At 33.5% G+C, this 12857-nt stretch carries 10 protein-coding genes; 1 reads left to right on the top strand and 9 read right to left on the bottom strand.

What is annotated here, in order from left to right; translation table 11 throughout:
- Positions 1-29 precede the first annotated feature (29 nt).
- From hisH to BKM63_RS17980, 7 genes are all read right to left on the bottom strand, one after another.
- Complete coding sequence (hisH, locus tag BKM63_RS18010) at positions 30-620, bottom strand: imidazole glycerol phosphate synthase subunit HisH (RefSeq protein ID WP_071637945.1); 591 nt, start codon at positions 618-620, stop codon at positions 30-32.
- 69 nt (positions 621-689) lie between these two features.
- A complete protein-coding gene (hisB, locus tag BKM63_RS18005; RefSeq protein WP_071637944.1) occupies positions 690-1826 on the bottom strand; it encodes a bifunctional histidinol-phosphatase/imidazoleglycerol-phosphate dehydratase HisB in 1137 nt (378 codons plus the stop codon).
- 353 nt (positions 1827-2179) lie between these two features.
- Positions 2180-3229, bottom strand: a complete 1050-nt coding sequence (gene hisC, locus BKM63_RS18000) for a histidinol-phosphate transaminase (RefSeq protein WP_071637943.1) — start codon at positions 3227-3229, stop codon at positions 2180-2182.
- A gap of 84 nt (positions 3230-3313) precedes the next feature.
- On the bottom strand, positions 3314-4597 hold the full coding sequence (hisD, locus tag BKM63_RS17995; protein ID WP_071637942.1) for a histidinol dehydrogenase: 1284 nt from the start codon (positions 4595-4597) through the stop codon (positions 3314-3316).
- A 104-nt stretch (positions 4598-4701) separates the two neighbouring features.
- Positions 4702-5559, bottom strand: coding sequence for an ATP phosphoribosyltransferase (gene hisG / locus BKM63_RS17990; RefSeq protein WP_071637941.1), 858 nt, complete (start codon positions 5557-5559; stop codon positions 4702-4704).
- A 309-nt stretch (positions 5560-5868) separates the two neighbouring features.
- On the bottom strand, positions 5869-7266 hold the full coding sequence (locus tag BKM63_RS17985) for a HAMP domain-containing sensor histidine kinase (RefSeq protein ID WP_071637940.1): 1398 nt from the start codon (positions 7264-7266) through the stop codon (positions 5869-5871).
- Positions 7267-7269: 3 nt separating this feature from the next.
- The gene (locus tag BKM63_RS17980; protein WP_071637939.1) at positions 7270-7935 is read right to left on the bottom strand and encodes a response regulator transcription factor; all 666 of its coding nucleotides are present in this window, start codon (positions 7933-7935) and stop codon (positions 7270-7272) included.
- A gap of 314 nt (positions 7936-8249) precedes the next feature.
- On the opposite strand from BKM63_RS17980, the gene BKM63_RS17975 reads away from it, so the two are divergent.
- Complete coding sequence (locus tag BKM63_RS17975; protein WP_071637938.1) at positions 8250-10340, top strand: LTA synthase family protein; 2091 nt, start codon at positions 8250-8252, stop codon at positions 10338-10340.
- A 207-nt stretch (positions 10341-10547) separates the two neighbouring features.
- Here BKM63_RS17975 and BKM63_RS17970 read toward each other — a convergent pair whose 3' ends face one another.
- Both BKM63_RS17970 and BKM63_RS17965 read right to left on the bottom strand, forming a co-directional pair.
- Entirely contained in the window at positions 10548-11546 is a 999-nt protein-coding gene (locus BKM63_RS17970; RefSeq protein ID WP_071637937.1) for a zinc dependent phospholipase C family protein, read from the bottom strand.
- A 180-nt stretch (positions 11547-11726) separates the two neighbouring features.
- On the bottom strand, positions 11727-12740 hold the full coding sequence (locus tag BKM63_RS17965; RefSeq protein WP_071637936.1) for a glycoside hydrolase: 1014 nt from the start codon (positions 12738-12740) through the stop codon (positions 11727-11729).
- Positions 12741-12857: the final 117 nt, after the last annotated feature.

The raw sequence follows: 12857 nt of genomic DNA, 5'->3' as shown, positions 1-12857 counted from the left end.
TTTCTAAATTAATTTTTTATTAGGATTTATTATTTGAGGCTTAACTTCAAAAAGTTTTCTAGTATCTTCTCGCCAACAGCTCCGCTTTTCTCTGGGTGAAATTGTGTTCCGTAAAAATTATCTTTTTGCAAAGCCGAGGCATATTCTAATTCATAATTAGTCGTTGCTATGGCTTCATCGCAATTGGGTACGTAGAAACTATGTACCAAATACATAAACTCATTTTCAGCAATTCCTTTAAACAAATCCGATTTTAAATTGTAAATCTGATTCCATCCCATTTGCGGCACTTTTACCTGATTTGAAAATTTCACAACATCAACATCAAAAACTCCTAAACCTTTAGTATTTCCTTCTTCAGATGAGTTGCACATCAACTGCATTCCCAGACAAATTCCTAAAACAGGTTGTTTCAAATTCGGAATCAAACTGTCTAATCCGCTTTCGCGAAGCTTTGTCATCGCAGAACTCGCCTCGCCCACTCCCGGAAAAATCACTTTATCAGCAGCCTGAATTTCTTCGGGATTATTGCTCAAAACAGCTTTAAAACCTAATCTTTCAATAGCAAACATAATGCTCTGAATATTTCCTGCTCCGTAATTTATAATTACTATTTTCATTAAAAAAAGCTTTAAGCTTTAGGCCGTAAGCTTTAGGCCTAATGCCTATTGCTTATAGCTTATAGCGTTTTACAACATACCTTTCGTCGAAGGCAGAATCATTTTCTCAGTATCTCTTTTTACGGCTACTTTTATCGCTTTTGCGAAAGCTTTAAAAATAGCTTCAATTTTGTGATGTTCGTTGATGCCCTCTGCTTTGATGTTTAAATTGGCTTTTGCCCCGTCTGTAAACGATTTAAAAAAGTGGTAAAACATTTCAGTTGGCATTTTACCCACCATTTCACGTTTAAATTCGGTTTCCCAAATCAGCCAGTTTCTTCCTCCAAAATCAATTGCAGCCTGAGCCAGACAATCGTCCATTGGCAAACAGAAACCGTAACGCTCAATTCCTAATTTATTCCCCAGCGCTTTCGCAAAAACTTCGCCAAGTGCAATTGCGGTATCTTCAATTGTATGATGTTCATCAACTTCAAGATCGCCTTTTACCAATATTTCCAAATCCATTTGACCATGACGTGAAATTTGATCTAGCATGTGGTCGAAAAATGCAATTCCGGTATCGATTTTGCTTTTTCCTGTTCCGTCAAGATTTAGGTTGATGTAAATATCTGTTTCATTCGTTTTTCTGGTGATCGAAGCCGAACGTGCTTCTAATTTTAAAAACTCATAAATACGTTTCCAATCTGTAGTTTGAAGAATGATAGTATCGTTTAATTCCTCACGTTTAGACGATATTTCGTTACTGCCAATTCCATCAGTCATGTTCATGAAAATAGCTTTAGCACCAAGATTTTTAGCCAATTCAACATCAGTTAAACGATCACCCAGAACAAAAGAATTTGCCAAATCATATTCCGGATTGTCAATATATTTGGTCAGCATTCCGGTTCTTGGCTTGCGGGTTGGTGCGTTATCTTCTGGAAAAGAACGGTCTACAAAAATTTCATCAAACACTACACCTTCATTTTCAAAAGCTTTCAGGATAAAATTCTGCGTTGGCCAAAACGTATCTTCCGGAAAACTATCCGTTCCTAATCCGTCCTGATTAGTTACCATTGCCAGTTCATAATCTAATTCAGCTGCAATTTTAGCCAGATATTGAAACGCTTTTGGATAAAATTCTAATTTTTCCAAAGCATCTAATTGATAATTTTCAGGTTCTAAAACAATCGTTCCGTCACGATCGATAAAAAGTACTTTTTTCATAGTTTATTTATATTTTGGGCGTGTCCCTCCGGGTCGGGCTTTCGGCTATATTCCCGATTAACAAAAACTACGGCTAAAAAGCCTTGTTTTTCTAAATCGGGAGATACCGCCTCTATCCCTCACGCAAACCGGTATCTTAGATTTTTCTTTTGCCACGAATTGCAGAAATTTTCGCTAATTTTTGTTTCACGCAGATTTTAAAGATTTGAGCAGATTCACACAGATTTATTCATTATTAAAAATCAAAATTAAATCTGCTTTTATCAGCAAAATCTGCTTGAAAAAATCGTTTTATCTGTGGCAAAAAACTTTGTGTTCTTCGTGTAATTCTTTGCGAACTTTGTGGTTAAACTTTAGCTTAATAATTTCAATTCTTTAATCAAAACAGCGTTTTCTTCTTTTGTTCCAATTGTAAAACGAAGGCAGTTTTCGCATAATGGCTGTGTTGTTCTGTTTCGAATTACAATTCCTTTTTCGATTAACTGATCGTATCTTTTATTGGCATCATCCACTTTTACCAATACAAAATTAGTTTCGGTAGGGTAAATTTTTTCCACGAAATTAACTTCAAGTAATACTTTAAGCAATTCTTCTCTTTGTTCAACAATAGAAGTAATTTCTTGTTTTATTTTATCTGAATCTTTTAAACGTTCTATTGCTCTTTGCTGTGTTAATTCGTTTACATTGTAAGGTGGTTTGATTTTGTTTAAAACCGAAATTACGGCTTCGGAAGCATAGCAGATTCCTAATCTAATTCCAGCTAAACCGTATGCTTTTGAAAGCGTTTGTGTAATAACCAAATTTGGATATTCGTCAATCTCTGTAAGCCAGCTTTCCTTGCCGGAAAAGTCAATATAAGCTTCATCAATTACCACTAACCCTTTAAAATTCTGAAGCAGTTTTACCACACTTTCATCAGAAAAAGAATGTCCGGTTGGGTTATTTGGCGAACATAAAAAGATGATTTTTGTGTTTGCATCAACAGTATCTAAAATCTTTTCAACTTGGGGCTGGAAATCATTTGAGAGTAATATTTCTCTGTTTTCAACCGCGTTTATATTCGCTAAAACGCTGTACATTCCGTAAGTTGGCGGCAACGTGATAATATTATCTGTTTTTGGTTCGCAGAAAGCTCTGAAAATCAAATCTAAAACTTCGTCACTGCCGTTTCCTAACAAAATCTGACTCTGTTTTGTGTTGTTATTTTTAGCTAAAATTGCTTTAACCGAATTTTGCTGCGGATCCGGATAGCGATTCACACCATTTTGATAGGGATTTTCATTAGCATCCAAAAAAATCATTTCGGCAGTATCAAAATCTTCAAACTCATCTCTCGCTGAAGAATATGGCTTTAATGTTTTTACGTTTTCACGTGTTATTGTATTTATATCGAAAGTACTCATTGTCTTTATTTTTTTTAGAAACAAGAACTAAGATGGAAGACTTAAAAAATCTTGCTTCTTTGCTCTTTCTTCTCCCTTTGTCTTTTACTCTAAACTCTTCAATCTCAAAGTAACAGCATTTTTATGCGCCTGTAAACCTTCAGCTTCTGCCATAACTTCAATCGCTTTACCAATATTCTGAATTCCTTCTTTAGATATTTTTTGGAAAGTCATCGATTTCATAAAACTATCAAGGTTTACGCCGCTGTAATTTTTCGCATAACCGTTTGTCGGCAAAGTATGATTGGTTCCCGAAGCATAGTCTCCAGCACTTTCAGGAGTATAATTTCCAATAAAAACCGAACCTGCATTTACAATTCCGTTGCAATAAAAATCATCATATTGTGAGCAGATAATAAAGTGCTCAGGACCATATTCATTAATTAAATCCAATGCAGTCTGGTCGTTTTCGACATAAATTAATTTTGAATTTTCTATTGCTTTTTCAGCGATTGCTTTTCTTGGCAATACTTCAACCTGAGACTGGATTTCCTTTTCAACTTCGGCAATAAGTTTTTTAGAAGTCGAAACCAAAATAACCTGACTGTCTGTTCCGTGTTCTGCCTGCGACAACAAATCTGAAGCAACAAAAGCAGGAACTGCAGTATCATCAGCAACAATTAATAATTCCGAAGGTCCGGCCGGCATATCAATAGCAACACCAAACTGAGTAGCCAATTGTTTTGCTACGGTTACAAACTGATTTCCTGGTCCGAAAATTTTATATACTTTCGGAATTGATTTTGTTCCGAAGGTCATTCCTGCAATTGCCTGTATTCCGCCCACTTTTAAAATCTTGGTTACACCGCACAAATTAGCGGCATATAAAATCGCCGGATTTATTTTTCCGGTTTTATCCGGAGGTGAACACAAAACAATTTCTTTACAGCCAGCGATCTCAGCAGGTACAGCAAGCATTAAAACGGTCGAAAACAAAGGTGCTGTTCCACCCGGAATGTATAAACCAATTTTTTGAATTGGTCGTTTTTCCTGCCAGCAGTTTACCCCTTCTATAGTTTCAACTTCAATTTTCTCCGTTTTCTGTGCGCTGTGAAATTTATATATATTGTCTTTTGCTAATTGAATAGCCTCTTTTAATTCATTTGGAATCAATGAAATTGCCTCGTTTATTTCTTCTAAAGAAACTTCATAATCCGCTAAAGTAATTCCGTCAAAAATTGAAGTATATTTTGCTACGGCTTCGTCTCCTTTTTTCTGTACTTCTTTAAAAATTTCTTTTACCGTTACCTCAATATCATCAATAGTCTGAGTTGGTCTTTTTAATATTTCAGACCAGGTATCTGGTTTTGGATTGTCTATTTTATTCATTTTTTTATGCTTTATGCTATAAGCTGTAGGCTTTAAGCTTTTGAACTATCTTTATTTTCTCTGGCAAAAGCTTAAAGCTTATTGCCTAAAGCGCGCAAAGCGCATTAAAGTACCATTTTTTCAATTGGACAAACTAAAATTCCTTCTGCTCCGGCTTCTTTTAACTTATCAATTACATCCCAAAATGTATCTTTATCGATAACAGAGTGCACGCTGCTCCAGCCTTCCTGCGCCAATGGCAGAACGGTTAAACTTCTTAAAACCGGAAGGATTTTTCCAATTTCGTCGATTTTGTCGTTTGGAACGTTCATCAAAATGTATTTCGAATTTCTGGCTCTTAAAACCGACTGGATTCTGAATTTTAAGGTATCAATGTGCTTTTGAATTTCTGGAGAAACTTTTGGAGAAACAGCCAATACTGCTTCACTTTTCAGGATAACTTCTACTTCTTTTAAGTTATTTTTAAATAAAGTGCTGCCACTGGAAACGATATCGACAATAGCATCTGCAAGGCCGATATTTGGCGCAATTTCTACAGAACCCGAGATTTGGTGAATATCTACACTTAACCCAAAAGAATTGAAATATTCGTTAACTGTATTTGGATAAGAAGTCGCAATTCTCAATCCCGCTAAGTCTTGTATCGAATTGTATTCGAAAGTTTTAGGAACAGCTACCGAAACTTTGCATTTAGAAAAACCTAATCGCTGCACCACTTCAATTTCTTTTCCTTTTTCTACCAAAAGATTGTCGCCAACGATTGCCAGATCCACAACTCCGTCTATTAAATACTGAGGAATATCTGAATTTCTTAAATATAAAACTTCGAGAGGAAAATTTGAAGCTTCGGCTTTTAACTGATCGATTCCGTTGTTAATGGAAATACCGCAGTCTTTCAGTATCTGAATGCTGTCTTCGTTTAAACGACCTGATTTTTGAATTGCAATTTTTAAAGTACTCATTTTTTAGTTTTTTGCTGATTAATAGTTTGAGTACAAAGAATTGGGAATTAAAAAACCCGTTTGATGTACTCAAACGGGTTTTAAAATATGATGATTTACATGCATACCATTAACACATCGCTTGAGAGCAATAATGAAAATGATGATGATGTAATTGATTTGAAATCATTGTTTGGTTTATTTTATAATTCTTTGATTCGGTTGCAAATATACTAGTTAATTTCATAAAAAAGCAATTTTTAATATAACTTAACGATAGTTTATTGTTAAAAAAAAGCTCAAGCCTCGTTTTTGTTGATTTTTTTAAATTCACGAAAACGTTTTCATGTTATCGTTAAAAATTAGGATTACTGTCGTTCCCAAACCAATTTCGCTTTCAATTTTAAATTTAATATGAAGCAATTCTGTAATTCTCTTAACAATAGACAAACCTAAACCAACACCTTTAATTTCGGGATGTTCTGTGTAGTTTGATCTAAAAAAGGGATTAAAAATCATTTCTAAATCTTGTTTTGCAATTCCGATTCCCGTATCTGAAATTTTACAGATTGTCTTTTCATTTTCTTTGGAAAGCCAAATAGAAACGACACCGTCTTTGTAAGTATATTTTAAAGCATTTGAAATAATATTTCTTAAAATAGTAATGACCAGAAAATTATCTGACTCAATATAATAATCCGTTTCGGCATCAAACTTAATGTTGATATTTTTAGCATTTATCTTCTCAGAATTCAACGTTAAAACATCTAAAATAAGTGCATTTAAATAAACCGATTCTGTAACTATATTTTGTTTTTGGTTTTCAAAACGAGCCATTAAAAGAAGCTGATCTACAAGTAAATTTAAATGATCTACTTCGTTTATACAGTAGTTTATTTTATCTTCGTACTCTTTACTATCTCGAGTTTTACGTATTAAAACCTCAAGTGTTCCTTTAATAACAGTTAGCGGTGTTCTAAGTTCGTGCGAAGCATCTGAAGTAAACTGTTTTTCGCGTTCTATTGCATCTTCAATTCGGTTTAGTAAACTGTTTATGGTTTTAGAAAGCGTATACAATTCGTCTCGTGATTTTGGTAATGGAATACGCGCTTTTAGATTGTCTTTTGTAATAATTTTTGATGTATTAATAATCGCATTTATTGGTTTTATACTTCGGCCGGCAAAGAAACGAGCAATAAAAAACAACAGTACCAAAATGGCTAAAAACGACAAACACATTATCTCAAATAGATTATTCAAGACCATTGTAGAATCAGCGAGTGACATGGCAACAATTATATATCCTATATGTTTGTTCTGAACGTGAAGCGCTACCTGAATCTGCCTGATAGCGTGATCTCCCATTTTGGTATCAAACAATTCATAATCTTCTACAGAATCTTTAAATTCAAGGGTTTCTGTTTTAAGGTTAGGAGCTTTTTCTATTATATTTTTGTTTAAATCCAAAAACTCCACAAAAACAGGATTTACATCTACCGTATTGTGTTCGCGTTCGTTCCATTCTTCTTCATCAATTAAAATTACCTTGCCCTTTTCAACTTTAATTTCAGATAAATGATTTTGAATTTCAACTTTAATATTTTCATCAATATGACTGTAAACAGTATGTTTTACTATAGAATAAATAACTGAAAAAACAACCAATATCAGCAGTCCGGTTGTGATAATGTAGTTTAAAGCAATTTTGTTTTTAAAAGATAACTGCATCGTTTACAAGTCATTGGCGATATAACCAATACCGCGGATTGTTTTTATATAATCTTCTTCGATTTTTAATTTTAGCTTTTTCCTAATTGCGTTCATAAACACATCTATAACACCGGTATCATACTCAAAATTAATATCCCAAACATCTTTTAAAATTTGATTTCTGGTGCAGACTTTTCCTTTATTTTTAATTAAATAAGTTAACAGTTCAAATTCTCTTTGTGTCAACATTACTTCTTCTTCATTCTTAAGTACAATATGTTTTGACAAATCAATTTTAATCGCTCCAAGTGTCAGATTTTCAGTGCTCTTTTTATTTCTGAAATGAATTTTAATACGCTCTACCAGCTCTTCAAAACTAAAAGGCTTTTTAATATAGTCGTTGGCTCCTGCTTTTAGACCTTCTATTGTTTCCTGTACAGTATCTTTTGCCGTTAAAAAAATAATTGGAGTGGTCTGATCCTTAATTCTAATGGCTTTGCACAAATCCAAACCATTAATTTTAGGCAGCATCCAGTCTAATAAAATCAAGTCAAACTTATGATTTTGCGTTAACTCAAAGCCTTTCGAACCATCATTAGCAGTAGTAATCAAATACCCTTCTTCCTGCAGACCTTGCTGCAAAAACTGAACGATACCCAACTCATCTTCAACTATCAAAATATGCATCTCTTTCTATTTTTAGTTTGTCAAAGATAAATATTTTCAAACTTGGAAATCTCTCAAAATCATCTCAATAAACAAAAACATTTGATCTTAAGTAAATATTAAGTTAACACTAAGTAAGGTAAAAGCAGAACTTAATCCCGAATTAATCAATCGGATTTAATTTTGCAGAGAATAAAAACACTAAGTGGTTAATTCTTAAAAAACTAACATCATAATTATCTTTTTTTCAGCTAGTGAGACCGTTGAAACAACTAATAATTCTGATTCTTTTTTTGACTTAAAAGGTGTTCTGATTTATATAAAATAAAAATATCATGACTTTTTACAAAAAGCTTTCTCCATTTTATAATTTGGCTATTTTCTATTTTTCGATAAGTTTTATATTGAGAATTGTCCTGATTTTTCATCCTATAACGCAAAGTTCTTTTACAATTCTCGAGAGTTTAAAGATTTTTATCCTTGGATTAATTTCAGATTCTTTCGTTTTTGTATTGGCAGGAATTTTTCTTTGGCTGTACCTCATTTTCCTCTCTGATTCTAAATATAGCAGGCCATCAGGTTATATTATACTGGGGTTTCTGGCAGTATTATTTTTGTATGTTGCTTCCGGAAAAAGTATTCTCGACGAATATGGAGGCGCATTACCCCGAATTGTTTTAATATTTATAGGTATAAAAACGGCTCTTTTTACTCTTTTCCTGTTACTCCCAAAATGGAGAAGAAAACTGAGATTCTGGCTTTTTAGTTTTGTAATTTTTTTATACGTTTTATTAATTCTTCAAAACGGATTAAGCGAATATTTCTTTTGGAATGAATTTGGTGTAAAATACAATTTCATTGCCGTTAATTATTTGATTTACACTAATGAAGTGATTGGAAACATTATGCAGTCTTATCCGGTTGTTCCCTTATTTTCAGCCCTGTTTGTGGTTAGCGGTATTGTGACTTATTTTATTGTTCAAAAATCTAAGAGTTACATTGATGAAATTCCATCTTTAAAAGAAAAACTAAAAATTACTTTAATATACAGCATTTTATTTGCAGTTTCGCTTTTTGCTGTTCCTACTTTAGCAAAGACTGAAAACTCTAAAAATTTATTTGTAAACGAGCTGCAGTCAAACGGATTGTATAAATTTTACTTAGCTTTTCAAAATAACAAACTAGATTACTTTAAGTTTTACAAAACACTCCCAACTCAGGAAGCTTTTACAATTTTAAAAGAACAATTTCCAAGTATATCAGGCAAAAGCACTACTCAGGAAATAATCTGTGATTCTCCAGAAAGCCATAAAAATGTAGTTTTAATTACAATTGAAAGCTTAAGTGCCGATTTTATGAAAACGTATGGAAATCAAGAAAACATAACTCCTTTTTTGGATAGTTTAGCTCAAAAAAGTCTGTTGTTTACCAATTTATATGCAGCTGGAAACCGCACTGTACGCGGACTTGAAGCTGTAACCTTATGTCTTCCGCCTACAGCTGGCGAAAGTGTTGTGAAGCGAGAAGACAATAAAAACAAATTTTCGACCGGAGCAATCTTTAAGCAAAAAGGTTATAACGTAAAATTTATGTACGGCGGCGATGCTTTTTTTGATAACATGCAGGATTTTTATTCGGGAAATGGCTACCAAATTGTAGACAAATCAAGTTTTTCTCCAGAGGAAATCACATTTTCTAACGTTTGGGGAGTTTGTGATGAGGACATGTACAATAAGGCTGTGAAAATAATGAATGCGGAAGGAAAACAAAACAAACCTTTCTTTAATCATATTATGACGGTAAGCAACCACAGACCCTTTACATATCCGAATAATAAAATCGATATTCCGGGTGATATAAAATCTCGTGACGGCGGCGTAAAATACACAGATTATGCGTTAAAAAAATTCTTCAGCATGGCTAGTAAACAGCCCTGGTTTAACAATACTGTTTTTGTAATTGTGGCGGATCATTGTGCCTCAAGTGCCGGAAAAACAGAACTGCCGCTAGACAAATACCGAATTCCGGCTTTTATTTATATTCCGAATCAAAAACCTGAAAAATGCAATAAGCTCATGTCTCAAATTGACCTGATGCCAACACTTTTTGGATTGCTGCATTTTGATTATCAAAGTAAATTTTTCGGACAAGATGTTTTAAAACCTTCTTATAAACCAAGGGCTTTTATTGCAACTTATCAGGATTTGGGATTAATTAAAGACAATGTTTTAACGATTTTGTCACCTAAACAAGGGGTAAAACAATTTGCATTAAAATTAGATTCAAAAGATTCTGTTTCATCAGATTTTCAAATTGATTATGATCAAACACCTTTAAAGAAACAAAAAACAAACCTGGTTAATGAAACGATTTCTTATTATCAGTCTGCTTCGTTTTTGCTGAAGGAAAAGAAATATCAGAAATAAAGATTTAAATGTGATAAATGGCGAGCAGATTTAGCTGAATTAAACAAATTTTTCATCTGTATTTCAAATTATTAATACCATTTAAATCTGCCATTTATTAATGAACATTATAAAATTAAAAGCCTCAAATTCAGATGAATTTGAGGCTTTTATATAAAGTTTAATTTTCAATCTGAAAACTAAAAACTGAGACTGAAAACTCTCCTTTTAGTCATTCTGATTTTTCATTCCGAATAAATCTCCGTTTTGAAACAATTTTAAATCATCTTTCAAAGCTTGATTGTTTCTTTGTGTAACTGCCGGTGAATCTAAATCACTTAAATCCGGTTTACCCGCATTTACCCATGCAGTATACCAAAAACTTGCAGTTGCAGTAATAGCTTTTTTCATTTGGCTTTCTACCATTCCGTTTAAATCCTGATGAAGTTTTTTTGCATATTCATCAGAGAAAACTGCCGTATTGTATTTGCTTTTTAATACTTTTCCATCAGCATCCATTTTAAAAACCTGATTTTCAGGAGTAGCAGTTCTTAGCTTTTTATCAATATCTAATAACGGTTTTACTAAGCTGTGCGTGTCATTAATCATATCCCAGGTTGCTTTATGAACATCAGGATAATATTGAGCTTCAGGAACATTTAGCTTGTAGTTTTTAGCAAATAACTCCGGAAGTCTGCTTTCCCAAAGAGAGTGAATCCCTTTTTGATCGCTCAATTGTCCGTCGTGGTTTGCAGAAGTATGCAAAGGCATGTGAGCATCACCAATATAATGACCTAAATCTGCGGCAAGAAATAAAATTTCACCTCTGTTTTTATCTTTAAACGCTTTGGTTAACTTAACCATCATGTCTTCAATATACCAAGGTAAAATACCGTTGTTGTTTAGGAATTTATCATCGTATTTTTTCTTTGCTTCTTCCATGGTTTTTGGCAGACTGTCAGCAGAACCAAAATTTTCCATATCGAAATAATGTCTCGGATTTTCGTCTTTATAATTTAAGGCATATTTACGAATGTCCGGTACAGAAGCTTCTTGTGTAATAAAATCGATATGATTGTAAAAGAAAACCTGAAGCGATTTTGGCAAAGCCATCACGGCAGCTTTATTAATTCGTTCGTGACCCACAATTCCCCATGATAAGGTAAAAAAACCAATAATTAATGCGCAGAATGCGATCAACTTTGGTCTCATTTTGTAATTTTTCATTTTGTTTTTGTATTTGAAATGCAAATTTACCTTATTTACGGATAATTTAAAAGAATACCTGTCAAGATTATCTTAATTTAATTAACAGTAGAAAAATTGGAGTTATTCTATCAATTTTACAACCACAGATTTTATTGATCGAGAGATCGTGGTTAAAATCTGTGGCATAAAAGCATTTAATTACAATTTATTGTATACAACATTAAAATAAGAACTTGTATTATAAGTCTTTGGACTTCCGCTGGTGTAGGACTGAAATTGCGGCGTAATCATGTTCATTGAACCGCCGTCGCCGTTCCATGCCCAGCCTAAAATTGTCCAGCCTTTGTTTTTGGCATAATCTACAATTCCAGACCAGTCCGCACCTGAACCACCGCTGTTTCCGAATTCTCCAATCATACAAGGTCTGCCTGATGAAGCCAGATCATCAATGTCAGAAGTATTTACATATCTGCCTTTTGCCTGATTATAAGCACCAGGATAAATATGTGCCGACAGAATAATTTTGGTATCGTTAATTTTTGTCTGTCCTGCAGAACAGCCTTTTACAGCGCAGGCAGCCGTTGCTGTTTCCTGTCCCCAGCCCGGAATATCAATAATAATGGTACCGCTGTAAACTTTTCTAACTTCGGTTATAGCTGCGTTGTAAGCTGCTGCAAATGCTGATGGCGTAATATTATGACTTCCCCACTCGTTAGTAAGATTAATGATAAAATTTCCTCCTAGAAAACTGTAATTATTTTTCCACCAAGTCGCTGCAGCATTTAGTTCGGCTGTACTGTCTGAACCTAATACACTCGATTTATGATACGAAACAATTACGGTAAATCCATTTGCTTTTGCTTCAGAAATCCATCTTTTGGCATTTGTTTCCTGACCTGGCTCTACTTCTATTCTAACCGTTTTAATCTTAGTATTTTGTTTCATTAAATTCCAGCCCAAATCGCAATTTCCTCCATTATAATAAGAAGGCTGTAGATTTACGCCGTTTCCAATATCTCCAAAACTAGAAGGCGTTTTCGAAGTTAAATTCGATTTTGAAACTGCTGTTGTTTCTTCTATTGTCAATTTTGCTGATGAATCGCTTTGATTTGATTCAGATTGTTCGCAGCTTATAAACAATGAAGCACTTACAGCTAAAAATAAAACATTTACTGATTTTAAACTCTGTTTAATAAAATGTGGTTTTTTCATAAGATAGTTTTTTAGTTAATGAAGATTTTAAGGCCTTGAAAAAACTTCCTTGCAAATATTTAGCTTTAAGTAAGATAAAACCGATGCTATTTTATCAAATAACAATACAAATAATTC

The organism is Flavobacterium johnsoniae, from assembly GCF_001879205.1.
In the GTDB taxonomy this organism is placed as follows: domain Bacteria; phylum Bacteroidota; class Bacteroidia; order Flavobacteriales; family Flavobacteriaceae; genus Flavobacterium; species Flavobacterium johnsoniae_A.
The sequence above is the reverse complement of the archived record's forward strand: the minus strand, read 5'-3'. Positions and strand labels throughout refer to the sequence as shown.